Consider the following 21,771-nt stretch of genomic DNA (forward strand, 5'->3'; position numbering starts at 1 on the left):
GGGGGTGCGTTTCCGCTCGCCCGGTGCTGTGCATCGGCGTGCTGCCGCATCGCCCTCGTACTGGACGTACTGGGGTGATGTGGCAGTGCGGCGAGGTGCTGTGCCGTCCTCGGGTTGCGGACGTCTTCCTGAGGAGGAGGATGGGACTGTGGGAGGGGAATTTCCGGAATAAGGTCCCACCCTGGGGTGTGGCGATGGCTCACGACGACCAATTCACGGCGACCGGACCGTCCTTCACGGGTGCAGGCTTCCCGCGCGCCGGGTTCTCCACGAAGTCGACGGACACCGTCCACGGCGTCAACGTCGTCGGAACGTCCTGCGGGGTGTACGGGGAGAGCCTGGGACCGGGCCAGGAGTCGGACAGACAGCCCGAGGTCGATCGGACCGGGGTCTTCGGTGACGGCGACCGCTACGGCGTGCACGGCATAGGCCGGACCTTCGCCGGGGTCCTCGGATTCGTCCGCCGTCCCGAGAACTCGGGCGGAGTCTTCGGCATCGCGCTGCGCGGCGCGCCCGGCGTCGTCGGCCAGAGCCGCATCGACTTCCTACCAGACCTGCCGCAGGGCGACTTCACGCTGCACGGCGGGGAAGGCACCGGAGTCCTGGGTGAGAGCGGACGCGGCACCGGGGTGTCGGGCGAGAGCGGGTCCGGAATCGGGGTGTCGGGCAGCAGCAACAGCTCGTACGGCGGGCTGTTTTCCTCGGGCGGCGGAGCGCAGGTCCGGCTCGACCCCTCCGAGCTGATCAGCAGCCCTGCGACGGTTGGCCGCCCCGGCGACCTGCTCGCCGTCAAGCGCGGCAGCCTCGCCAGCCTGTGGTTCTGCATCCTGGCCGAGGCCGGGGACCGGCCGGCGGTGTGGGGCAAGGTGCACCTGGGTCAGGCGTCCATCCCCAACCCGACGCTCGACCAGGGCGCCCAGGGCCAGGACGTCAAGAACGCCCAAGGTCTGCTCCTGGCCCACGGCAACAGCCCCGGACCCGTCGACGGCATCTTCGGACCGCAGACCGTCGCCGCCACCCGGGCCTTCCAGCAGGCCGCGGCCATCGTGGTCGACGGGCAGATCGGCCCGCAGACGTGGGGCGCGCTGCTGAACCACTTCTGACCGGGGCGGCGGACCGTACCGGACCGCACTCATAGCCAGATCGGGAGCTAAGAGGTCATTTTCTCCCGTTGTTTCATCCCGTGATGCGCTGGTAGCCCTCGGCAACGCCCACGCCCGCAAGGAGACCGCCGAGACGGAAATCCGACAATTCCTCGCCTATGCCCGCGAGTTCCCCGGCGACCGCCCCTACAAGCTCGAACCGCTTGCCGAGTTCAGCGGCATGTCCGTCTCCGGTATCCGCACCGCCTACAAGGACGCCGAGATCGACACCGTCGCCCACCAGGTCGGACGGAAGCCCGACAGCCGCCGCACCCGGCCCCCGGCCGTCGGCACCACATGGTCATGAGCCGCGCGAACGCGCCCACCCCCCTGCGGCCGCTTCCGGCGACGAGGATTGCACCTGCGCCCCGGCCTGGCCCACACCGACGCCCTGTGCTGCCTCACGGCGGCCGGCGAGGTCGACCTCACTAGCCCTGGACCCTGCTGCGCGGCGCCCTGGACAACTGCGCCAGCAGCCTGTCGCTCCTCGACGGTGCCGGCCGCGACGAACGCCGACGCCGCGCGCTGTCCCTGTGAGACAAGGGCATGCGCAACCACCACCAGCACGAACAGGACACCGGCCACCACCCGTCCGGCGTCGGCAAGACCGGTGCGGCGCCGCTCAGAGGTTCGGGGCATCGCCGACCACCTCGGCCTGCCTCCGCTCACCCGGCCCCGACCTGCGCCGCAGCCGGACCCAGCCCGCTCCCCGCGACGCTCCACCGCGGGGCACCAGACCCATGGCAGCTGGTGGCTGGTGAGGCTAGCCTGGGGCAGCGGCAGCGACTCGGCACCCGCACGACGTCAGGACTGCCCGCCGGCACCACGGGATGGATGGCCAAGCGCTACACGCGGGCCCACACCTGCATGCAGATCGACTGACGTCACCCCGTCCCCGGCGTGATGGAGAGTGCGAGACTCTACTGGCGGCGGGCCTGCACAACCCCGCCCGCGCGGGCGATCCCCCCAATTCGTCGGCATCCCGGCCCCCGCCGTCATCGGCTGGACCACCGCTCACTCGGACGTGCACTGGGCGAACCTCACCGCCTCGCCCCTGCGGCTCTTGGACTGGGAGGGCTGGGGCCAAGCTCCTGAGGGCTTCGACGCCGCCATGCTCCGCCTACACACTGCTCCAGCCGGACACCGCCGCCCGTGTCCGCGCCGCCTTCCCGGTCCTGGGCAGCCCGGCCGGCCGCGCCGCCGCCGAAGCGACCGTTTGTGCCGAGCTGCTGCAAACCGTGTCCCGCGGCGACAACCTGGTCCTTGAGGATCGACTCCGGGACTGGTCCGAGGACCTCCGCCGACGCTGACGGCAAGGGCAGGCGGAGCTTGTTGCCGAGAGGTGCTGCCGGCAGTGCGAGGTGCGGCTGACGTGTCGGGACGGGGAGTACCGGCTATGTCGAATCACCCGCGGGTGTAGATGAGACTGCCTCGTGGCGTCGGCTCCGCTCTCAGAGCGGCAGGTCAGCGTCTGCCGGTGCCCTGCCGAACTGCCCACGCCAGTCGGCGCTGCGGCCAGGGTTCTCCGAGCCACGCAATCAAGAATCGACACTCTCAGCCGGTCGCAGGCGTGGGCGACCTGACCGGGTGAGGGCGATCTCCGCGTCGGTGCGGGCGCTGATCGCCTCGGCGACGTTCACCCGGCTCTGGCCCCACAGCGAGTGGAAGTGCGGCGGGGAGAGCCGCAGCCGCAGGCGCTCCAGGTGGTTGGCGAAGAGCAGGAGCTGGGGCAGGTTGGACGGCAGGACGAACGCGTTGCGGCACTCCAGTGCAGCGGGTCGGCGCGACCGGGTACAGCTGCCCGGGGCGGCCGTAGGGCGAGTCCAGCGGGTCCTTGCAGCTGGAGCGCCCATGTCGAGCTGGTCGGCCCGCAACTGCTCGACCTGTCCCACCGTCAGGCCCAGCGCCCGCGCGGCACCGGGTTCGCCGAGCGCGGTCTCAGCCTGGGGCGAGAGCACCACCGGCCCGTCCAGAGCCTGACTCAGCCAGTGCTGCTGCGCGGCGACGACGACGTTGCCGGCGACCACCCGCAGGGTGGTGCCGTGCGCGTAGTGCCTGCGGAACCTCTGCTCGGAGTGGTCGTCGGCGATGTCGCTGACCGGCCCTTGACCGACTGCCGTGCCTCTGGTGATGTCTCTCTTGCTCTACTCACCCGTCCGCGGCGGACGAGGGCTCACCACGCACAGGGGGACGCATGAGTGATCGCGAGATGTGGGCGAGCATGGCGCTGCTGGCCACATTCCTGGGGTTCGTCGTATCGATCTTCGTCGGCCCTCCCGCCTGGTTCCTGGGCATCCTGTCCGCCGTACTGGCCGTGAGCGTGCTGATCATCTGGACCGAACAGAAAAAGAGCGGCCGCCGCTGAACGCGCTTCTCGGGACGCGGACGATCGCGGCCGTGTTCCCGGGAGCGGCCTGCGCCGTCAGACGGCTCATGAGGCGTGGCGGAAGGGGTATGACGGCGGCTGGGCTGATGCAGGTGGGGCTGAACTTTTCCCGGATGCGGTTCATGGCCTGCTCAGCGAGGCGGGACTCGCGGGCGGTGTCCAGGCTGATCTGCTGGGCTGCCTGGCTGGCATCGGTGAGGTCCTCAGCCTAGAGGACGATTCCGGTCAGGCGGGTGCGCTGCAAGCCGGCGGCCTCCAGCAGCTGGTAGGCGAGGGTGCCTCACGGGCCGGGCGTCGGGCCCGGCGGGCTGAGGACCGAGCGTGCTGTCCAGGAGCCACTGCTGCGCGGGGGACCGCTTGTCCCCCACCCCTGCCGCTCCGCCGGCCGCCCCCGCGCCGTCTCGCCGGGCTGCCGCCGTGGTCCCTGCCCGTCGGCCGCCCGCCGGCCGCTGTGTCGGGCCCGTCCGCATCCGGCCGCTCTGCCCGGCCGCCGCTCGGTCGTCGGTTGTCGCTCGCCGTCTGGTGCTCGTCGACTTCGATGGTCTTACCCTGATCCGCATGACCCCCAGTCAAGGGTGAGGAACCCGCCGGTGGTCTTCCCTGCCGTCGCGGGGGTGTGCCGGGTGACGACATCTTCGAGATCGTCCGTGAGCAGTCTTCCCCGCCGATGCGGGGGTGTGCCGACCCTCGCCGGCAACTCCTTCGGGGTGCTGTGGTCTTCCCCGCCGGCGCGGGGGTGCCGATGACGATGAACGCTGCCACGTGCGCGAATTCGTCTTCCCCGCCGACGCGGGGGTGAGGCGCCCCGAGGCTGCCGGCCGCCCGTTGAGTTCACGTCCGCCTCGCCGCACTCGCTGTCCGCCCGGCCGCCGCGGCGCCGTCCCGGCCGTCGCCTTGCTGCACGACAAGCGGCTGTGGCGACGGGTCTACCCGCCGACGGGCCGGGAGGGCTTGGTGCCGGTGGCGTTCGTGTTCGCGGTCACCCGTGAGACGAAGGTCGCCATGCGGTGAAGGTCATTGAGGAAGCCGCGCCACTACTGGGCGCCGCGCCGGTACGACACCCTCTACCCAGGTGTAGGTGCCGGCAGTGGTCAGGTCCCGGCCCGAGGAGCGGAATACAACCGAGTTGACCACCGTGAGCAGGGCCATTTCGAACCGGTCGCTCGTAAGCCGGCCGGTCAGCGCGCCGGCGGGGTTGGCCGGGTCGGGGATGTCAGGGACCAGTGTGAGCGTCTGCCCGGTCGACGCCTGGCGGCCGGTGGTGGTCGGCGCGATCAGCCTCCGCGCCCACAGCGAACCGACGAGCAGGAGACGGCCCGATGAGCCCGGCGCCCGCGGGCCCGGCCCCCGAGCGGTCAACCCGCCCGAACTCGCGCCGCCGGCGGGTTTCTCGCACGCCGTCGTCGCCACCGGCAGCCGTCAGCTCCTGCTTGCCGGGCAGACGGCCCTGGACGCGCACGGGGTGAACACCGGCATGACGCTGCCCGAGCAGTTCGAGCGGGCCTGCGCAATCTCCTCACCGCCCTGCCCCACGCGGGCGGCACCCCGGCCGCCCTCGCGCGCGTCACGGTCTACGCGACGGACGTCCCGGACCACCGCGCCCGTGCCCGCGAACGCGGCGCGATCTGGCGGAGGTTGGCTGGCCGCGATATCCCGCGACGGCGGTGATCGGTGTATCCCGGATCTGGGACGAAGAGGCCCTGGTCGAACTGGACGGCACCGCGCTGCTGCCGTGACCGCCCGGCCGCCTCGCACACCGGGCCGGGCTACCCGTTCACGGCCCCAGCGGCACCCGGAACCGCCGCCGGTATTCCGTCGGCGTCGTGTTCAGGCGGCGACGGAAGGCCCGTACCAGCGTGTCCGTCGTCCCGAACCCGCACAGCGTGGCGACGCGTTCCACCGTGGCGTCGGACGACTCCAGCTCGTGGCGGGCCTTCTCCACCCGGACCGACTCGATGTAGGCGTGAGGCGTCGTGCCCAGTTCCGTCTTGAAGAGCCGGGTCAGGTGCCGGTCGCTGACGTGGGCGTACGCGGCGAGGTCCACGACGGTGAGCGGCTCGCCGATGTGCCGAAGGATGTGGTGGCGCAGGTCCTCGATGCGCCGCGTCGTCGACACCTGCTCCAGCGGCACGCTGAATTGGCTCTGGCCGCTGGGCCGTTTCAGGTACATCACCAGTTGCCGCGCGACCCGCAGCGCGACCGCCTCACCGAGGTCGTCAGCGATCAGCGCGAGCGAGAGGTCGAGGCAGGCGCTGATCCCGGCCCCCGTCCACACGTTCCCCTCGCGGATGAAGATGGGGTCGGCGTCGACCTCCACGGCCGGGTGGTCCGCGGCGAGTTGCTGCGCGGTCGACCAGTGCGTCGTGGCGCGCTTGCCGTCGAGCAGCCCGGCGGCCGCGAGCAGATGCGCCCCGACACAGACCGACGCGATCCGGTGCGTGCGCCCGGCCAGCACCCGCACCCACTCCACAAGGCGCGGGTCGACGAGCGGGTGGACGCGGCGCTCCTCGTCCAACTCCACCGCCCCCGGCACGATGAGGGTGTCGATGCTGCCCGCGGCGGCCCGCGCGAAGGTGATGTCGGGCAGGATGCGCACCCCCGCGCCCGTGGTGACGGGGTCCAGGGTCTCGGCCGCGAGCAGCACCCGGTACCCCGCCGCCTCCTCGGTCTCGCGCAGCGCCAGCGAGAACACCTCCGGCGGCCCGGTGACGTCGAGCAGGTCGACCCCCTCGAAGAGCACGATCACGATGGTTGGTCCGGCGGTCTCCGGCACGCGCTTCCCCCTCCACGGCTGACCGACAACGAGCATGTCGGTTTCTGCATGTTAGACGTCATTGTCGACGTCACGGCGGGGTCATAGCTTTGTGGACGTGGCCCGGCGATCTTCCCGGACCGCGCCTCCCACCCGGATTCCCGAAGGCGGTATACACCCATGTCCCGAACCACGCTGCGCGAGCTGAACGGCTTCGACGAGACCCCCGCGACGCTGGCCGGCTCGACCCTGATCCTCATCGACTTCCAGAACACCTACACCCAGGGCGTCATGGAGCTCGACGGCTGGGAGGCGTCCCTGGACGCCGCCGCGCAGCTCCTCGCCCGGGCCCGGGAGGCGGGTACCAAGGTCGTGCACGTCATCAACGACGGCGGCGAGGGCACCCCGTACGACATCCGCGCCGAGATCGGGCAGATCCATCCCAAGGTCGCGCCGGTCGACGGGGAGCCTGTCGTCGTCAAGCAGGTCCCGAACGCCTTCATCGGCACGGACCTCGCCGACCACCTCACCGCCGGCCAGGACGTCGTCGTCGCCGGCTGGATGACGCACATGTGCGTGGCGTTCACGGCGCAGGGCGCCTTCCTCGCCGGCCACCGGCCCACCGTTGTCGCCGAGGCCAGCGCCACCCGCCCGCTCCCGGTCGCGGGCACCGAGGTCCCCGCCGAGCAAGTGCACCAGGGCGCTCTCGCCACCGTCGCCGACCTGTACGGCGTCGTCGTCCTGTCGCAGAAGGAGATCGTCTGATGAAGCTGCTCCGATCCGCCGCCGCCCTGGGCGCCGGCACCGTCCTCGCGGCCACCCTGACCGCGTGCGGCGGCAGCTCCGAGGCCGCCACCCGCACCGGCGGCGGCGAGCAGCGGCACGAGAAGAACTACGCACGGGACACGACGACGCTGCGGCAGCTGACGAAGGCGGACGAGACGCCGGCGAAGCTCTCGGACGCCACGCTCGTCCTCGTCGACTACCAGAACGTCTACACCGGCGGCACGATGGAGCTGACCGGCTGGCGCGCGGCCGTCGAGAACACCAAGGCCCTCCTCGACCGGGCCCGCAAGGCCCACACCCCGGTTGTCCACATCGTCGAGAAGGGGTACGACCTCTCGTCGAAGGCCGGCCAGATCATCCCTGCGCTCAAGCCGGCCAAGGGCGAGACCGTCGTGGAGAAGGCCGTCCCCAACGGCTTCCACGAGACGAACCTCGACGCCGTGCTCAAGAAGACCGGCCGCAAGAACGTCATCATCTCCGGCTTCATGACGCACATGTGCACCCTTTTCACCACCGAGGGCGCCGTCTATCACGGCTACGCCCCGACCGTCGTCGGCGACGCCTCCGCCACCCGCCCGCTCCCGGTACGCGGCAACCCCCTGGGCATCCCGGCGCGGCAGGTGCACGAGTCCGCGCTCGCCACGATCCAGGACCGGTTCGGCGTTGTCGTGCCCAAGCAACGCGACATCAAGTGAAGTAACCCCACAGGGGAGACAGACGCCCAGGGCCCGGGCGCCCCTCTCCGCTCCCACGCACACCACAACCCCCTAATCCCCCCCCACCCCCCCAAAAAAGAAGGTCCCCCCATGAACGAGATCCCCCCGCGCCCCAAGAAACCGAACCTCACATCCCCAGGGAGAGAAAGAAGATGGCTACGCGCAGAGGATTCATAGGCGGCGCCAGCGGCATCGGCACCGCCGCCCTGATCGGCTACTCGACGGCGCCGAGCGCTGCGGCCGCGGACACGACGGCCACGGTCACCCAGACCCAGGCGCGCGAGTCGCTCTTCGCGGTCAACGCGGGCATGCGAGCCAACTACGCCACGCTGAAAGCCGAGTTGATCAAACACCTCGCCCCGGTCGTCGTGGTACAGAACGACGCGAAGGGCGGTCGCTTCACCCTCGTGACCCAGGACGGACAGGAGTCCGCCAACCCCGTGCCGCAGACGTTCGAGCTGGCGAAGTCCATTGCACACGTCCCCCTCGGCATCTTCTCGGTGATCGCCTCCTACTTGGCGGACAAGATCCCGAACCTGCCCAACGCCAACCGCATCGACCCGCACGACCTGGTCCTGGTCGCGTACAACGACGAGGCGTCCACCGCCTGGATCGAACCCCTCAAGGCCTACGCCACCAAGCTCACCACCGCGCGCGCCAACCTCCCCGCGGCGGCGCTGCCCGCCGCGCTGACCACGTCCTGCGCGGCGATCCTCGACGGCGGCCTGAAGTTCATCAACGCCTCGGTCGCCGCGAAGCACTTCGACATGAAGTCCTTCGAAGACTTCTCCGGGAGCGTCTACCCGGCCATCCGCACCAACATGGAGCACGCCTCGCAGGCCCAGATCAAGGGCGTGCAGGAGATCATGAAGACCTGGCGCGCCAAGGTCGGCGAGGCGGCGTGGGCCGATCTCTACTGCGTGGTGCTCTCCCAGTGGACGACCAGCGTCCTGAACCAGAACACCATCATCCTCAAGGACTGCATGAACGCGGCGAAGGTTTCCACGCACCTCATCGACCTGCCCGGCCTGGAGCCGCCGGCCGATCCGGTCTTCACCGCGCTCGACAACCTCGCCCGCATCGTCCAGGACAACATCGCCGCCGAGCTGGTCTTCCCGAAGGACACGACGGTCGCCGATGCCCTCAAGGGCCAGCAGGACCTGCTCTCCGACGAGATCCTCAAGCAGCTCGGCAGCAACACGGTGACGGCCCCCGCTGCCCCCTCCTACAACACGGTCGCCGCCGCGGGGGTGTGCCCGGTCCCGCACTGACCCCCTCGGAAGCCGCTCGCGCCCTGCGGTGCACCACGAAGGGCGCGAGCGGCTGCTCAGCCGCTCGAAACGCGGGCGCGCGTGGCGGTGGCGGTCAGGGCGAGCGCCGCAGCTCGGCTGGATCCGGCGCGTGCAGTTCGCGTGACGACCAGCGCACCAGCGAGGAATGCTCCCGGGGGCTTGCTTTGCCGTGCCGCTCAGTCTGCTCGAGGTGCGCGCGGACCTCGACGGCATGGGTGATGCCGCGACCGCGCTCCAGCTTCTGCAGCATCCAGCCCGACGGCCGGCGCGGCCCGAGGATCTCGCGCTCCGCCGGCGGTGGGGGCAGCCGGGTCGTGGGAACGTCGTCGTAGGAAACGCCGGGCGCGGGCTTCACATGGTCGGGGGCCTTCACCCACACCACATACCAAGCGGGCTCCACCCGGCCTTCAGGCGTGTTCTGCCAGGCCGGGACGGCCACCTTGTACAGCCAGGTGTCCGGGAGTTGCTGGCGCTCCTGGAGACGGCCGGTGACCTCCTGGCCGTCGGGAAGGACCACGCTGATGGCGGTGGCTCGTTCGGCGTGTCCGCCACGGCTACGCCGCCTCCTCGCTCCCGCCGTCCTCGCGTTCGACGGCGTGCTTGAGCTGGGACCGGGCATCGGCCCGCTCGGGTGCGGCGACCTCGCCCCAGGGTGTGTGAGGATCACGGCAGTGAGATCGCGTTCCTTCTCCCGCAGCGCGGCGACATCCTTCTGCTCCTGCTCCGACCAGCCCGGCGAGTCCGGGTACGCGCGGGACGTGGCGAGCCAATAGCCGTCGGGGCGCTCCCAAGCCTCCATGGGCTATTCAGATACGGCAGCGTCTTGACCAGGGCCTTGGGGCCGGCGCGTACCTCATTCAGGGCCTGCTGCGCCTTGAGGTGATCGTCGGGATAGGCGTACGTCGTCACGGTCCAACGGTAGTTCGACCCTTCGACAGCGCCTGTCCGTACGACGCGGAGGTGTGCTCGCCGCCATCTGTCCACAGGTGACCTGACGGACGCTTCTCCCATGGATGATCAGCACGACTCGCAGCAGCCGACCCGGAGACGTGGAACTGGCCGGCGACAAGGGACGGATGATGCGTGGGACGAGACGGCGGTAGAGACGCGGGAAGTCATCCCAGTGGCTGGGCACCTCTGAGGAGCCGCGGACACCATGTCGTCGGGTATGAGGTGCAGCGGCCTGGAGAGTTCGGCGAGTCCCTCCTCGCCGTATCTCCCTGCTCCCTCTGACCCGCCGCTCCTACTCGCCCCAAGGGCGGACCCCGCTGCTGCGGCACCACCTGAACATTAATCGCGTCGATGACCGGAGCCTTGGGCTACCACCCCACCGACGCCGGTCACGGGGCCCGCCTGTGCTTCCGTCTCAAACCCGGAAGCTACGACACCGCCGGCTCATCGAGGTCCTGGAGCAGGTGAAGGTGTTCTACCGCGGCGAGCGAGTGGTCCTGGTTTGGGGCGGCCTGTCGACCCACTGTTGGCGGCCGATGCGGGCCTGGGTCGCCGAACAGGACTGGCTCACCCTGGAACGATTACCCGCCTACGCTCCCGTGTTGAACCCGGTGGAACTGCTGTGGTCCTCGCTCAAGAAGCGTGAACTCGCCAACCTCGCCGGCGACCACCTCGCCGATGTGACAGACGCCACCGGACAAGGCATCCACCGCATCAACGCCAACCCCCGACTGCCATGGTCATTCCTCGCCCATACCGGCCCGACCACCCACCCACCCACCGAACTTACGTGAAGATCAGTAATCCAGGCGACTCACCCTCCACCCGACCTGCTCAGAGGAAGGTCGAAAAAAAGCGGCTCACTCGCCGGGACGGTGCCGTGCTGTGTACCGACGTTGCCTGCCGCGCACGCCAGGATGGGACCCTAGCCGGGTGGGCGAACCGTTCCACGAGGTCCGCGTTCGGTCGTCTTTTCGAGGAGGTAATGCCTTCCGCTTTCGGAACCTCGCGCAGTTATCCCAGCCTCCACGGGCACCGGGACGGCATTCCGGCCGATGGTGATTTCCGGCCAACCGGTCCGGCTCCTGGGAAAACTCGCTCTGCAGAGATCGCGGTCGGCCTTATGGTCGATGACCGGACCCGAATCCCTGGTCGATACACCACAGTTTTGTGACTAACAGGAAGAGCTTTCTATGCTGCAGTCCCTGTCGACGCTGCGCGCATGTGCCGCTGCCGCCGCCACGCTCGCCGCCGTTGCCGTGTCAGCTCCGCATGCTGTGGCTGCGGAGAAGCCCACGCCATCCGCCTCCCAGCCTTCGGTCACAGAGGCGGTCACCAACGTGTGCGGGACCGGATACCAGCAAACCGCTGCCTGGCGGCTTACCGCGCCCGCGGACCCCAGCAAGACGGTGGCGACGCTGTACGGCTACGAGAACGGCGACAAGGGCTGCGCGATCCTTGGCAACAACCAGGACTCCAAACAGTACATGTCTCTGAGTCTGTGCAAGTCGGACGGAACCCACTGCGACACGGACTCCGGCATGTTCAGCGAGTACGCCGGGCCGGTCCGCGTCGCGGACAAGTTCTGCGCGACCGTGTCCGTGAAGATGGGGAAGAGTGCCAGCAGCCTCTACCTCGAGTTCAAGGACAACCCACACCTGTTCCTCTGCGACTGAGCGGCACAGCCCGCGGCGGCGCGTGGGTCGGGAAGGCACGCTTGTGCCAGCGTGGTCACGGAAGACGGCAGCATCGCCACGAGCTCCCTCGCGAGCGCGCTGACCCGGTTCTCGTACTCGCGGCGGACCTTGCGCTGAGCCGGGACCGCCGGGGTGCCCTGGCCGTCGTCGAGCGGCTGACAGAGGGCGAGGAGCCACGGTGCACGATCGGGACCGCGGTGACGCGCAGGGTGTAACCCTGGCCGCGCCGCACGATCATTCCCTGGTCGAGCGCGGTCCGCTCGGCGGGCTCCAGGTCGGCGGCGCGGAGGAGGCCGGAGACCTTGCCGGGCAGGTTGAGGGTGACCGGCGGCTCCGGGGCCGGGGCGTCCTCCTCGGCGGCGGTGTGGCGGCCGACAGGACCGACTCCGTGCGAACCGCGTACCTGGAGGGCTCCTCCATTGCCACTCCAGGACGGGGGGGCGACGTCCGCCCTTGTTGCCTTTGGCCTCGGCGGCCCGCAGTCCGTCAGTTCCCGCTGGAGGTCGCGCTGGAGTTCGCCGGCGGCGGCGAGGGTCTGCACCATTGAACTTCACGGTGGCCGGCAGCTCCCTCCGCGACCGTCCGCGCCTCCGCCACCTGCCGGGCCAGCACGGATACCCCGGGCAGTAGGACCCGGTGACGGCGCGGCCAGCCCACGGCGTGGTCGAACAGCGCTCCTTCGGACCTTCGGCGTGCGCCCATGCCCGCCCGTGCAGGAACGCAGGGAACCGCCGGCCCCACTCGGTGTCCTCGTAGGGGTGGTAGCCGTAGGCGCCCTGGATCTTCCATGCGTGGTCGTACAGCGTCTGGCGCCGCTCCGTGTACCGCTTGGCCACCGACGTGTCCTCGATGCCGAGCTGCACGGCCAGGTGCTCGATCACTGGCCACGGCACTGCGAGTGGGTCCTCCAGGAACAGGCCGACGTACCGCACCGTGCACATCTGAAGCGCGAAGCCGAGCCGGTGATGCTCCGTCCGCCGCAGGGCGATCAGGTCCCGGTCCACGTCGTCCAGGAGGAAAAACCGCTCCAGCTCGGGCCTCGTCGGCTGCTCGGCGGACGTCCCGTACGCTCCGGCCTGCTCATCGCTCAGAAATTCCACCGGCACGATCCGGACCGTAGCCAGCCCCGGACCGAGCCGGGAGGCGTTTCACCGAACCCCAGCGGCGAAGTGGATCACTGTGCTAGACGACCGTGATCGTTCTCACCGATAACCGCTGTACCGATGTTCCCCGAGGCCGGGATTGTCAGCGCCTGGTCTTACGATCCCGTCTAGCCGGCTACGGGCAGGAGGGGTGCAGTGGAAGCTGTTCGCCGAGGTGACAGAGGCAAGCAGAAGGCCTGGGTGTGGCTGATGGTGCTGACTGCGCAACGTGGCCTGTGCGTGTATTGCGGCCGCTCCCCGTCTACCACACTGGACCACGAAAGGCCGATCGCCGGGGCAGGCCACGACATCTGGTGGAACTTTGTCCCTGCCTGCAAGCCCTGCAACCTCCGGAAGAGCAAGCACGAGAGCGCTGCGCATTGGGTGGCAGATGTGGACATCTGCCACCGGTATCCGGAGCTGACGCGCTCCAAGTGGAGGATGAGCCCTAAGGTCTTCGCCGGCATCACAAGGCGCGTGGAACGCGTCCAGCGAGAGATAGCCGACGCGGATCGCCGCGAGTGGTTCGAGCTGCACTACGGCGAGGAGAAGTGGGGGAACAAGACTGAGCTGTTCAAGATCCTTGATCGCTGCAAGGCGGAGCTCAAGGGGTACCCGCACTACCCATGGCGGACCCCGAAGGTCAGGGAGCTGAAGGGGTACTGCACGCGCCTGATCTGCTGTGGTTACTTCCATCCGCAGGCGAGGCTCTTGCACGCGTTCCTGGAGCGGGAGGAGGCCGGAGCCTTCCAGCGCGCCGTCTTCAACGAGCGCGCGCACGAGGGCGAAGTGCTCGGCCGCCTCGTCCGGGAGTACCTCGCTGGCAGGGAGCGTGATCTCGACGACGAGGCATAGGTGTGCAGGCGAGAGACGAGGTCGGTACAGCACTTCGCCGCCGCTGACCTGCACGAACATCAGGGGTGACTGGAAACCGCAGTCCTCGGTCGCCCCAGGGACCGTGGCAGAATCCGAGCTGATAGGACGCGGCGGTTCGGAAAGCCCTCCTCAGGGGCCATACCCCCACCTCTGCGCCCATGTCGGCCCTGTCTTCGGCTGGGTTGGGTACGGACAGTGCCTGGTGTGCACCTAACACGCGCACCCCGGGCGCCGCAGAGGACGAGGCATTCACCGAACATCTCCGGTCGATCATGGACGACGAGTGATGCCTTCCGGCGAGCCGTGGCCTTCGGCGGCCAGCCCCGTCACCCCGCAGTCCGCGTTTCGGCGTGGGCGCCTCTGAGGGCAGGCAGTGATGGTTCGAGCCGGGGTGAGCGGCCGGGGCAGGACGGGCATTGTGGTCGTCGTGGGCCCGGTGTCAGGTGAGGGCGTTGCGGAGGTAGGCGGGCAGTGCACGGCAGACGGCCGGGTCCGCTTCCCAGCCGGAGGCGGTGAGTTGGTCGGGGGTGATGACGACGTCGTACCCGTGGTCGGTGCGGACGACGACGCGGAACGTTTCGCCCCGGCTGTCCCGGCCGGCCAGGTAGGCGGCCAGGACAGCCCGGCCCAGCTCGGCGGGGTCCGCGCCGGTGGACGCCCGCCCGAAGTCTTTGCAGATCCACACGCCGCTGAACCGTTCTTGCATCAGGATCTCCCACCGCACGCAAGCGGGCATGTCGTCGCGTAACACAACCGCGATCATGCCCCCACCGGCCGTCCCCCGTGCCGCTACTTGCGAGTACTGGCCAGAAAACGCGCCTCCCGCACCGAGGACAAGGACGGCTGGAACTTGCCAGCCTTCAGCCGGTGCAGCAACGCCGCGAACTGCCCGGCATCGTCCCCGGTCGGCACAGCTCCCCCCGCCCTTGCCCCGTACGCCCGTGTCCCCGTATCCCAGGTGACCCATATCCCTGCACGTCAGCAGGACCGGGATGGTTCCACCGGCCCCGCAAGGGCGTCCGGCGCCGCAGCTCGGAGGTCCTTCACTCAGCGCCCGTTCCAGCGCGGCGGGCGCTCCGGACGGCCGGCCGCGGATGCGGTGATCGCCGGCACTTCGTCTGGACGACAACACGTGGGAACCATCCCAGCCGTACGGACGTGCAGGAGTGCAGGTAGGCAAGCGCCTGGGACGGCCGTCCCGGACCGGGACATGACGGCACAGGCAGACGGACGGATGCGGGTACGGACCACATGGATGCGATGCGCGACGACGTGTCGGAGTTGGCGTTACTGCTGACGCGCCTGAAGGAGCGCACGGACCGCAGCTACGCGGCGCTGGCCCGCCGTCTGGACATGAATGCCTCCACGCTGCACCGCTACTGCGTCGGAGAGGCGGTGCCCCTGGACTTCACCGGAATCGAGCGGTTCGCCGCACTCTGCGGAGCCTCCCCCGAGGAACGCGTGGAGTTGCACCGCCAGTGGATCCTGGCAGTCGAGGCACGGAAACGGTCACGCCCGTCCGATACCCGGCGCGCGCCGGCGGGCCACGACACCTCGAGCACCGCGGCGCCGACCGCATCCGCGAGCCACGGCAGGCCGGCGGATGAGGCAGCCGAGCCGAATGCGCCGGCCGACCCGCGCCCAGAGCCGGATTCCTCGGCGGACCGGCGGCCGAAGTCGACTTCGTCAGCCGGCCGGCGGCCGGAGTCGGCCTCTTCGGCCGACACGCGTCCCGAGCCCACCTCGCCGGCCGACCGACAGCCCGGCGTCGGGCGCCCGCGACGACGGCTGGCGCGATGGACCGCACTGGCGGCCGCGCTCGCCCTCGCGCTCGCCGGCCTCAGCGCATCCCTCGCCGGCCACCCGTCCGGCGGCGGTGAGCCGTCGGCGTCCGTCCGCGCCACAGCGATGCCCACGGTGCCGGCCGCGCACAGCGGCGGCAGCCCGCAGTCCGCTGCCGGCCTGCCTTCCGGTGGCGTGGAGTCGTCGGCCCCCGCCCACGCCACACCGAAGCCCTCGGCGCCGGCCGCGCCCAGCAGCGGCAGTCCGCGGAAGCACCGGGCGAGCGCCGGCACGGTCCCACCGGCGACCCCGCTCACCTGGACGGCCGACTCCCATATCTGGCGACTCGAATGCGACCACGACTACGTCATCGCCAAGCCACCGCAGCAGGTCCCGCCACCGCCGACGCCGCAGGACGCCGCGGTGTGGGCGGCGTCGCAGGGGGCGGTGCACGGGCGCACCACCAATCTGCGGATCTCGGTGCAGGGACAGGGCTCCGCCGCCGTCGTCCTGGAGGCACTGCACGTGCGCATGGTCAACCGCACCACCCCCGCCGCCCGCCGGGGCACCGCCTACTCGATGTACGAAGGCTGCGGCGCCGTCCTCATCCCCCGCCACTTCTCCGTCGACCTCGACGCGCACCGGCCCCTGGCCCGTTCGGTGCCCGGCAACGAGCCGGACAGGCCGGCCCCCGCGATCGACTTCCCCTACCGGGTGTCCCTGCGGGAGCCGGAGGTCCTGCTGGTCTCCGCACGCACCGAGTCCTGCACCTGTGACTGGTACCTGGAACTCGACTGGTCCTCGCAGGGCCGGACCGGCACGCTGCGCATCGACGACCACGGCCGCCCGTTCCGCACCACCAGCGTCGAAGGACTACCGCGCTACTGGTACCGCAACCCCTCCGGCTGGGTCCCCATGACCACCGCCTACGACGACGAGGAGACCGGCGACTGACGAGCAGCAGGCCCGGCCGCTGCGGTGCGGATCGCTCACTCAGAATGCCGTCCCGTCGGCGAGCAGCTCGGTCGGCCCGCTGGGCTCCTCAGCCAGCCCTGTCCGCCACCCGGCGGGCGCGCTCACGCGCGCCTGCCAGCCGTGCCGGCGGATTCAGCACGTGGAACTGCTGGAGATTTTGATTCCGTTGACGACGTAGGAATCGGTGAACACGGTCTGTTGGTTCGGCGCGAGACAGATCGAGCCGCCGCTCTGGAGCCGCAGGTACACCACGTCGTCGTTCCGGGTGTTCAGGACTCCGTAGTGCGGCCGGGGGGTGACCGTCTGATAGGCGCTGGTGACGTCCCGGTACTTCGAGAGGGGGTGGCCCGCGAGCAGGGCGTCGTTGTCCGCGTAGAAGCAGACGTAGGGGTACGGGCAGCCCTGGGTGGGGCCTTCCGCGTGGGCGGCGGACGCACCGGTCACAGACATTGCCACGACGGCCATGCCGACCGCCGCGAAGCTTGCGGCCTTCCGGACGATGGACTTCATTGAAACTCCAAGGATTGGACAGATGATTCGACGCACCCGCGAGTGACGCGAGGCGCCACCCGGGGGAGTACGGCCGGAGGAACGTGTGTGCTGTCACGAACTCCTCACGTGCCGGCGGTGCTTGAGGGTGTTCGGTGTTCACGCCCGGGCCCGGCCGCCACGGCTCTGCTGTTCGTCGCGGATGCTCCTGCTGACCACACGGACGTACGGCCGGTGTTCGGCAGGTCGTGTGCGTCCGGGGCAGCCGCCGGGAAGCGGTCCCGACCGATCGAGGCCCGTCACTTCGACATGATGAAGTCCAGGGCGAAGCCGGAAGAGGTCGTCCAATAGGTGACACGCTGACCGTCGTCCGCGTACAACGTCTCGACGGGCATGGGGACATCGATCGGCCCGCCCGCGCTGCTGCCGGGCTTGCGGCCCTGGAGGCCGAGGGTGATGCTCTTCGCCGGGTACTCGTCCATGGCACCGCCGCTGACGAGCAGAGCGGCATACGCCTCCGCACCCGGAGCGAGGGTGACGGGCACCCCCGGGTTCGGGTCGCTCTCCTTGATCACGGGGACCGTGGTCCGGGCATCGGCACCGAGCCGCACGAGGGGGTAGCGGTAGAGGTTGCACGCCCTGTCCCCGGCGTTCTGGACGGTGATGAGGAGGTGCCGGGCGCCCCTGCTGTCCGCGGGCTCCTTCACGGCGGACACCCCGAGGACCTCCTCGGAGCAGCCGGCGACGGTGCCCTTGTCATCACTGCCGCCCGAGCGGTGCGTCACCGCGCCCTCGGCCTTCCCGCCGGTCGCCCCCGACCCGGCGGCGGAGGCCTGTGCCGACAGACCACACCCAAGAGCCAGGGCGAGACCCGCGGCCACGGCCGCACGGCGGCCGGCAAGGGACTTCACGTTCATATGCGTGTTCCTTCTCTGCTCGATACGAGGTCGCACACGCCCGCAGCCGCGGCACTGTGGTGAGCACCCGCGCTTGCGTCCCGGATGTCCGCAGACCTGCGTGTGATCTGGGACGGGTGAGCTGGGGGTGCCGTGGCGCCGCCGGATGGCCGGCCGCTTCAGCCGGTGCGACAGCCATAGAGTCGGACGCCTCGTGGGCCTGGGACAACAGCCGCCGGCCAACCTGCATCGATGGGACGGTCCCACCCCCGGCGACCTGCGCAAACACGTGACCCTGGGACGCCTGGCCGGGATGGGAACGCCTGAGGCCGGGCGGTCGGACACCCAGTGGACACACCCCGCGCCCGTCGTCTCACCCGGCTGCCCCCGGCTGTGGCCGGGCGCTGGCGGATTCAGGGCTCGTGGACGGGACGGGTGGTCCGCTTGTTGTCGACGGGCCGCCCACCGGTGTGCCGGTGCCGCAGGGCTCTGCGGATGCGGGGGTGCGGGGCGGCGGTGTGCGGTTGTATGTGCCGGGGGCCCGGCTGGTGTGGACCTGGACCTGTTCGCCGGGCCGCAGATGTGGCGGGGGTGAAGGCTCGCCCGTCGACGCTTGCCGGTGCTTGCCTCACGGGCCCGGTGGGCAGCTCACCGGGCCGGGCGAGGCTGGTGACGAGCAGGTACAGCGTGGCCTGGGACGGTGCGGGGGCCGTGCCGGAGCCGTGCCGGTCTTCCAGATCTGGTTGATGAGCGGGAACAGGCCGTTGACGGTGCCCTTGGAGCGACCACGGCGGCGCGGTCCTCGCCGGCGGCGGCGAAGATCAGGTTCTGCTGCCGGCCAGTCCCTGGGCATCGGTGACCGTCGACGGCTCGGCCGCTGGCGACCGAACGACACCTTGTATCCAGAGGGAGCGCCTACGGGCTCAGGTGGCGCAGTTCGTTGTCGTAGAGCTCGGCCGGGTCGAGGCCCATGCCGGTGAAGTGGCCTGCCAGTTCCAGGGAGAGGATGCCGTGCAGGCGTGTCCAGAAGAGCAGGGCGCGGCGCAGGGCGGCCGGTGGTGCGGGGTGGTCTGCCGCCCATTGCCGGTGCTGGGCGAGGTGCGCCTCCAGACGGGCGTCGCGGTGGCCGGCATCCACGCCGGGCGCGGAACCGCCGGTCGGCTGGGCGGTGTTCAGGGGGGCTTCCATGATCTCGGACGCGATCGCGGTGATGTCGTCGGGTGCCTGGTAGCCGGGGACCGGTGTGCCGTAGATGAGGAAGTAGCGCTGAGGGTCGTCCAGTGCCCATGCGCGCAGCGCGTGTCCCAGTACCGCCAGGTCCGCGCCCGAGGCGGCGGCGGTGCGGATGGTGTCGGCGAGGCTGTGGTAGGCGTCCCGGATCAGTTCGGTGATCAGATCATCCCGGCTGGCGAAGTACCGGTAGAGCGCGGGGCCGCTCATGCCCATCTGCTTGGCGATGGCGTTCAGGGACAGTCCCGTTGCCCCGGCGGCGGCGATCTGCTCCCAGGCGCGCTCCTTTATCTCGGCCCGTAGCTGGGCGCGGTAGCGGTCGCGTGGTGTCTTCTTGCCCGCGACGGTCATGTGCTCATCCCTTCTCGCGTGTGATCACCGGCTCCTGTGCATCCGGGCCGCTCGGCGCTCGGATCTGAGTTAGACCCTATTACGAACGCTCTTGACTGTCACTCTGTGAAGCAGTTATAACTTCTAACGAAAGCGCCAGCCGCTAACTGCGCTGGTCAAGGTCGATGGAGGTCGCCATGAACGCTGCAGAGATGGTCGAGGTCGTGCTGCCGGGCAGGGTCGAACCCGAGGGGCTCGAGGTGCGGCAGGGACCCGTGCCGGCCGCCGGCCCGGGACAGGTCGTCGTCCGCATGGAGGCGACCGGAGTCTCCTTCGCCGAGCAGCAGATGCGCCGTGGCCGCTACTACGACCAGCCGCCCTTCCCGTTCGTCCCCGGCTACGACCTGGTCGGCACCGTCATCGAGACCGGAGACGGCGTCGCTCCCAGCCTCGCCGGCACACGGGTGGCCGCACTGCTCAAGGTCGGCGGCTGGGCCACTCACGTGGCCGTCGACGCCGCCGACCTGGTGCCGGTCCCGGACGGGATCGGCGCGGCGCAAGCAGAGACCGTGGTGATCAACGGCATCACGGCCTGGCAGATGCTGCACCGCAAGGCCCGCGTACGCGCCGGGCAGACGGTCCTGGTGCACGGCGCCAACGGGGGAGTCGGCTCGGTTCTGGTCCAGCTCGCCCGCGCCACGGGCGTCCAGGTGATCGGTACCGCCTCCGCGCGCCACCACGCCGCCCTGCGCGAAGCGGGAGTGACACCGATCGACTACCGCACCGAGAACATCCCCGCCCGCGTCCGTGAACTCGCCCCGGGCGGCGTGGACGCCGTCTTCGACCACGTCGGCGGCCGCAGCATCATCGACTCCTGGCGCATGCTCGCCCCCGGCGGCACCCTCGTCTCCTACGGCAGCGCCTCCACCCGCGACGACGAAGGCTCCAAGCAGTGGCCCGTCCTCAAACTCCTGGCGCGCGTGTGGTTGTGGAACGCTCTGCCCAACCGGCGCCGCGCCTACTTCTTCAACGTCTGGGCCGGCCGCGCTCTCACCCCCAGCCGCTTCAGGGCCCGGCTGCGCAACGACCTAACTGAAGTCTTCACCGCCCTGCGCCGAGGTGACATCACCCCGGCCATTGCCGCCCAACTGCGCCTCGACCGTGTCGCCGAGGCCCTGCGCCTGGCCGAGTCCGGCACGGTCAGCGGCAAGGTCGTCCTCGTCCCGTAACCACGCCGCCCCCGCACCCAACGCCCCGGACCCACCACCGCGCACAGACGGAGAACGCCATGCTCACCACCCTGCTCACAAAGGCTGCAGCCGTGCCCACCGCCCTCCTGATCGCTCTGTCAGGACAGGCCGCGGCTCCCCATCAGCCGCCGGGCATCGACCCTGACGCCCCCGTGATCACCCGCAACGACATCGTGATCCAGGCACCGCTGATACGCGTCTGGAACATCCAGACCGACGTGGACGCCTGGCCCACCTGGCAGCCCGACGTCACACAGGCCGCCAAGCAGACCCCCGGTCCACTGCGGAAGGGCTCCGTGTTCGTGTGGTCGGTCAACGGCCTGCAGAACATCACCTCAACCGTGAAGCAGGCCCGTCCCGGGCACCGGATCGTCTGGGGCGGCCCCGCCCAGGGCATCACCGCCGTCCACGTATGGACCTTCCGCCAAGAACGCGACGGAGTACACGTCCACACCGAGGAGTCCTGGTCCGGCGCTCCCGTCGAGTCCGACACCGCAAACCTGCAGGCGGCACTCGACGCGTCCCTCGACGCCTGGCTCCATAACCTCAAGGCCACAGCCGAAAACTGAAACCGCTCAAGCGGAGACGATGCAGGCCAGGGTCCACGGAGGGATCAGCCCGCAAGACCCCCTGACAGGCGAGGACGCTGTCGGTGCACTGCGCTGTCTCCCCAGGCGCATGGCCGATCCGACTCCCGTCACCGACATCCCCGCCACCGATCTGTCGACGTACACCCTGGAGGACGACGGCTTGCCGCGGAAGCTGACCAGCCACGGCGTGCGGTGGCGCGGGCATACCTATGTCGCCCCGTGATGACCGGCCAGGCCGGCCTTACCGTCACAGTGCGCCATGCCGCATCACGAGATTGCACGACCGCGCTCGCTATACCGACGGCTGCGCCGCCTGCCCCGTACCGCTGTGGGCGGGCGTCTTCCTGCGGGCCGCGGCCTGCTTCGCCCGGCTCATCTCCGGCGAGGACCAGGAGCTGCTCGCCGCGCAAGGTGACTGCGGATACCTGCTGCGCGTAGCGGAGACGGCCAGGCTGCGCCCGCCCCAGCCGCCCACAGTCCGCCGCAAAG

Annotated in this window: 22 protein-coding genes and 5 pseudogenes; 17 read left to right on the forward strand and 10 right to left on the reverse strand. The window is 70.1% G+C overall.

All coding sequences use genetic code 11. The annotated features are described in order from the left end of the window. Positions 1-194 precede the first annotated feature (194 nt). The 3 genes from IE312_RS36145 to IE312_RS43920 all read left to right on the forward strand — a co-directional run bounded on the left by IE312_RS36145 (position 195) and on the right by IE312_RS43920 (position 2,024). Complete coding sequence (locus IE312_RS36145; RefSeq protein WP_189986559.1) at positions 195-1,103, forward strand: peptidoglycan-binding domain-containing protein; 909 nt, start codon at positions 195-197, stop codon at positions 1,101-1,103. A 220-nt stretch (positions 1,104-1,323) separates the two neighbouring features. After that, the gene (locus IE312_RS43915) at positions 1,324-1,449 is read left to right on the forward strand and encodes a hypothetical protein (RefSeq protein ID WP_268254399.1); all 126 of its coding nucleotides are present in this window, start codon (positions 1,324-1,326) and stop codon (positions 1,447-1,449) included. Between the two features lie 443 nt (positions 1,450-1,892). Further along, complete coding sequence (locus IE312_RS43920) at positions 1,893-2,024, forward strand: hypothetical protein (RefSeq protein WP_268254401.1); 132 nt, start codon at positions 1,893-1,895, stop codon at positions 2,022-2,024. Between the two features lie 656 nt (positions 2,025-2,680). On the opposite strand, the gene IE312_RS36150 is transcribed toward IE312_RS43920, so the two are convergent. Beyond that, on the reverse strand, positions 2,681-3,169 hold the full coding sequence (locus IE312_RS36150) for a hypothetical protein (RefSeq protein ID WP_189986560.1): 489 nt from the start codon (positions 3,167-3,169) through the stop codon (positions 2,681-2,683). Between the two features lie 167 nt (positions 3,170-3,336). Here IE312_RS36150 and IE312_RS36155 point away from each other — a divergent pair, with 167 nt between their 5' ends. After that, the gene (locus IE312_RS36155) at positions 3,337-3,507 is read left to right on the forward strand and encodes a hypothetical protein (RefSeq protein ID WP_189986561.1); all 171 of its coding nucleotides are present in this window, start codon (positions 3,337-3,339) and stop codon (positions 3,505-3,507) included. A 1,035-nt stretch (positions 3,508-4,542) separates the two neighbouring features. Here the strand turns inward: IE312_RS36155 and IE312_RS36160 are convergent. Beyond that, a complete protein-coding gene (locus IE312_RS36160) occupies positions 4,543-4,938 on the reverse strand; it encodes a hypothetical protein (protein WP_189986578.1) in 396 nt (131 codons plus the stop codon). On the opposite strand from IE312_RS36160, the pseudogene IE312_RS36165 reads away from it, so the two are divergent. Beyond that, positions 4,883-5,264: pseudogene (locus IE312_RS36165) on the forward strand (RidA family protein); the annotation flags it as partial. The gene IE312_RS36160 and the pseudogene IE312_RS36165 sit on opposite strands and share 56 nt — an antisense overlap. Before the next feature lie 38 nt (positions 5,265-5,302). Here the strand turns inward: IE312_RS36165 and IE312_RS36170 are convergent. Next, on the reverse strand, positions 5,303-6,301 hold the full coding sequence (locus tag IE312_RS36170; protein WP_229900862.1) for a GlxA family transcriptional regulator: 999 nt from the start codon (positions 6,299-6,301) through the stop codon (positions 5,303-5,305). A gap of 159 nt (positions 6,302-6,460) precedes the next feature. Between IE312_RS36170 and IE312_RS36175 the strand changes: the two genes are divergently transcribed. The 3 genes from IE312_RS36175 (at position 6,461) to IE312_RS36185 (ending at position 9,053) form a co-directional block, all read left to right on the forward strand. Next, positions 6,461-7,045, forward strand: coding sequence for an isochorismatase family protein (locus tag IE312_RS36175; RefSeq protein ID WP_189986563.1), 585 nt, complete (start codon positions 6,461-6,463; stop codon positions 7,043-7,045). After that, a complete protein-coding gene (locus tag IE312_RS36180; RefSeq protein ID WP_189986564.1) occupies positions 7,045-7,761 on the forward strand; it encodes a cysteine hydrolase family protein in 717 nt (238 codons plus the stop codon). The genes IE312_RS36175 and IE312_RS36180 overlap by 1 nt, the downstream gene beginning before the upstream one ends. A 173-nt stretch (positions 7,762-7,934) precedes the next feature. Further along, complete coding sequence (locus IE312_RS36185; RefSeq protein ID WP_229900863.1) at positions 7,935-9,053, forward strand: hypothetical protein; 1,119 nt, start codon at positions 7,935-7,937, stop codon at positions 9,051-9,053. A gap of 94 nt (positions 9,054-9,147) precedes the next feature. On the opposite strand, the gene IE312_RS36190 is transcribed toward IE312_RS36185, so the two are convergent. Together IE312_RS36190 and IE312_RS44745 are read right to left on the reverse strand one after the other, a co-directional pair. Then, a complete protein-coding gene (locus tag IE312_RS36190) occupies positions 9,148-9,591 on the reverse strand; it encodes a hypothetical protein (RefSeq protein ID WP_229900864.1) in 444 nt (147 codons plus the stop codon). A 174-nt stretch (positions 9,592-9,765) separates the two neighbouring features. After that, a pseudogene (locus IE312_RS44745) lies at positions 9,766-9,873 on the reverse strand (nucleic acid-binding protein); the annotation flags it as partial. A 616-nt stretch (positions 9,874-10,489) separates the two neighbouring features. Here IE312_RS44745 and IE312_RS43380 point away from each other — a divergent pair. Both IE312_RS43380 and IE312_RS36200 read left to right on the forward strand, forming a co-directional pair. Beyond that, positions 10,490-10,819, forward strand: a complete 330-nt coding sequence (locus IE312_RS43380; protein WP_229900865.1) for a transposase — start codon at positions 10,490-10,492, stop codon at positions 10,817-10,819. Positions 10,820-11,218: 399 nt separating this feature from the next. Then, positions 11,219-11,701 carry a hypothetical protein gene (locus tag IE312_RS36200; RefSeq protein ID WP_189986565.1) on the forward strand — a complete coding sequence of 161 codons (483 nt, stop codon included), beginning with the start codon at positions 11,219-11,221 and terminating at the stop codon, positions 11,699-11,701. A 404-nt stretch (positions 11,702-12,105) separates the two neighbouring features. Here the strand turns inward: IE312_RS36200 and IE312_RS44225 are convergent. Further along, a pseudogene (locus tag IE312_RS44225) lies at positions 12,106-12,828 on the reverse strand (DUF4158 domain-containing protein); the annotation flags it as partial. Between the two features lie 246 nt (positions 12,829-13,074). Here IE312_RS44225 and IE312_RS44230 point away from each other — a divergent pair. Together IE312_RS44230 and IE312_RS36210 are read left to right on the forward strand one after the other, a co-directional pair. Beyond that, a pseudogene (locus tag IE312_RS44230) lies at positions 13,075-13,215 on the forward strand (HNH endonuclease); the annotation flags it as partial. A 42-nt stretch (positions 13,216-13,257) separates the two neighbouring features. Then, on the forward strand, positions 13,258-13,719 hold the full coding sequence (locus IE312_RS36210; protein WP_229900866.1) for a hypothetical protein: 462 nt from the start codon (positions 13,258-13,260) through the stop codon (positions 13,717-13,719). A 460-nt stretch (positions 13,720-14,179) separates the two neighbouring features. Here IE312_RS36210 and IE312_RS36215 read toward each other — a convergent pair whose 3' ends face one another. After that, a complete protein-coding gene (locus IE312_RS36215) occupies positions 14,180-14,446 on the reverse strand; it encodes a hypothetical protein (RefSeq protein WP_189986567.1) in 267 nt (88 codons plus the stop codon). Positions 14,447-15,000: 554 nt separating this feature from the next. Between IE312_RS36215 and IE312_RS36220 the strand changes: the two genes are divergently transcribed. Beyond that, entirely contained in the window at positions 15,001-16,476 is a 1,476-nt protein-coding gene (locus IE312_RS36220) for a transcriptional regulator (RefSeq protein WP_370467688.1), read from the forward strand. Positions 16,477-16,629: 153 nt separating this feature from the next. On the opposite strand, the gene IE312_RS36225 is transcribed toward IE312_RS36220, so the two are convergent. The 3 genes from IE312_RS36225 to IE312_RS36235 form a co-directional block, all read right to left on the reverse strand. Then, positions 16,630-17,007: a hypothetical protein gene (locus IE312_RS36225; RefSeq protein WP_189986569.1), complete on the reverse strand. Its 378-nt coding sequence runs from the start codon at positions 17,005-17,007 to the stop codon at positions 16,630-16,632. Between the two features lie 278 nt (positions 17,008-17,285). Continuing rightward, positions 17,286-17,903: a DUF4232 domain-containing protein gene (locus IE312_RS36230; RefSeq protein ID WP_189986570.1), complete on the reverse strand. Its 618-nt coding sequence runs from the start codon at positions 17,901-17,903 to the stop codon at positions 17,286-17,288. 894 nt (positions 17,904-18,797) lie between these two features. Next, complete coding sequence (locus IE312_RS36235) at positions 18,798-19,463, reverse strand: TetR/AcrR family transcriptional regulator (RefSeq protein WP_189986571.1); 666 nt, start codon at positions 19,461-19,463, stop codon at positions 18,798-18,800. Between the two features lie 176 nt (positions 19,464-19,639). Between IE312_RS36235 and IE312_RS36240 the strand changes: the two genes are divergently transcribed. The 4 genes and pseudogenes from IE312_RS36240 to IE312_RS36250 all read left to right on the forward strand — a co-directional run. Next, a complete protein-coding gene (locus tag IE312_RS36240; protein ID WP_189986572.1) occupies positions 19,640-20,671 on the forward strand; it encodes a medium chain dehydrogenase/reductase family protein in 1,032 nt (343 codons plus the stop codon). Between the two features lie 59 nt (positions 20,672-20,730). Next, on the forward strand, positions 20,731-21,261 hold the full coding sequence (locus tag IE312_RS36245; RefSeq protein WP_189986573.1) for an SRPBCC family protein: 531 nt from the start codon (positions 20,731-20,733) through the stop codon (positions 21,259-21,261). 109 nt (positions 21,262-21,370) lie between these two features. Beyond that, complete coding sequence (locus tag IE312_RS43925; protein WP_268254402.1) at positions 21,371-21,505, forward strand: hypothetical protein; 135 nt, start codon at positions 21,371-21,373, stop codon at positions 21,503-21,505. 52 nt (positions 21,506-21,557) lie between these two features. Continuing rightward, a pseudogene (locus IE312_RS36250) lies at positions 21,558-21,771 on the forward strand (hypothetical protein); the annotation flags it as partial.

Origin of the sequence: Streptomyces capoamus (assembly GCF_014654935.1) — a bacterium.
Taxonomy (GTDB): domain Bacteria; phylum Actinomycetota; class Actinomycetes; order Streptomycetales; family Streptomycetaceae; genus Streptomyces; species Streptomyces capoamus.

Bases quoted from the DNA above. Each gene is read 5' to 3' on its own strand.
- IE312_RS36175 (WP_189986563.1), top strand. From the start codon at position 6,461: ATGTCCCGAACCACGCTGCGCGAGCTGAACGGCTTCGACGAGACCCCC.
- IE312_RS36215 (WP_189986567.1), bottom strand. From the start codon at position 14,446: ATGCAAGAACGGTTCAGCGGCGTGTGGATCTGCAAAGACTTCGGGCGG.
- IE312_RS36155 (WP_189986561.1), top strand. From the start codon at position 3,337: ATGAGTGATCGCGAGATGTGGGCGAGCATGGCGCTGCTGGCCACATTC.
- IE312_RS43915 (WP_268254399.1), top strand. From the start codon at position 1,324: ATGTCCGTCTCCGGTATCCGCACCGCCTACAAGGACGCCGAGATCGAC.
- IE312_RS36185 (WP_229900863.1), top strand. From the start codon at position 7,935: ATGGCTACGCGCAGAGGATTCATAGGCGGCGCCAGCGGCATCGGCACC.
- IE312_RS36240 (WP_189986572.1), top strand. From the start codon at position 19,640: ATGAACGCTGCAGAGATGGTCGAGGTCGTGCTGCCGGGCAGGGTCGAA.
- IE312_RS43925 (WP_268254402.1), top strand. From the start codon at position 21,371: ATGGCCGATCCGACTCCCGTCACCGACATCCCCGCCACCGATCTGTCG.
- IE312_RS36235 (WP_189986571.1), bottom strand. From the start codon at position 19,463: ATGACCGTCGCGGGCAAGAAGACACCACGCGACCGCTACCGCGCCCAG.
- IE312_RS36220 (WP_370467688.1), top strand. From the start codon at position 15,001: ATGCGCGACGACGTGTCGGAGTTGGCGTTACTGCTGACGCGCCTGAAG.
- IE312_RS36180 (WP_189986564.1), top strand. From the start codon at position 7,045: ATGAAGCTGCTCCGATCCGCCGCCGCCCTGGGCGCCGGCACCGTCCTC.
- IE312_RS36230 (WP_189986570.1), bottom strand. From the start codon at position 17,903: ATGAACGTGAAGTCCCTTGCCGGCCGCCGTGCGGCCGTGGCCGCGGGT.
- IE312_RS36225 (WP_189986569.1), bottom strand. From the start codon at position 17,007: ATGAAGTCCATCGTCCGGAAGGCCGCAAGCTTCGCGGCGGTCGGCATG.
- IE312_RS36145 (WP_189986559.1), top strand. From the start codon at position 195: ATGGCTCACGACGACCAATTCACGGCGACCGGACCGTCCTTCACGGGT.
- IE312_RS36245 (WP_189986573.1), top strand. From the start codon at position 20,731: ATGCTCACCACCCTGCTCACAAAGGCTGCAGCCGTGCCCACCGCCCTC.
- IE312_RS36200 (WP_189986565.1), top strand. From the start codon at position 11,219: ATGCTGCAGTCCCTGTCGACGCTGCGCGCATGTGCCGCTGCCGCCGCC.